At 58.7% G+C, this 281-nt stretch carries 1 pseudogene; it reads left to right on the top strand.

The features are described 5' to 3' along the window. Positions 1 to 212: pseudogene (locus AF337_RS33050) on the top strand (ABC transporter substrate-binding protein); the annotation flags it as partial. Positions 213 to 281 lie beyond the last annotated feature (69 nt).

Below are 281 nucleotides of genomic sequence, written 5' to 3'. Positions count from 1 at the left end.
ACTTCATCCTGTCCAAAGAAGTCCAGCAGGCTGAAGCCGAACAAGGCGTCGACGCGCCGATCTCGACAAAGGTCAGCCTGACGCCGGACCAGGCGAAGATCTGGACCTATGGCCCGGATATGGTGGCAGGCCTTACCCGCATCGACTATGCCAAGATGAATGCTGCCAAGGCCGACTGGATCGACCGGTGGAACGAAGTCTTCGGTCAGTAAGCTGCGCGATATTCTCGGCCTGAGGCCGGTTTATTGCCTGACCTGGGCCAGACCTAGGCCAGACATGGA

The organism is Rhizobium ecuadorense (assembly GCF_001187535.1).
Taxonomy (GTDB): Bacteria; Pseudomonadota; Alphaproteobacteria; order Rhizobiales; family Rhizobiaceae; genus Rhizobium; species Rhizobium ecuadorense.
This window is presented reverse-complemented; position numbering and strand designations above follow the sequence as displayed.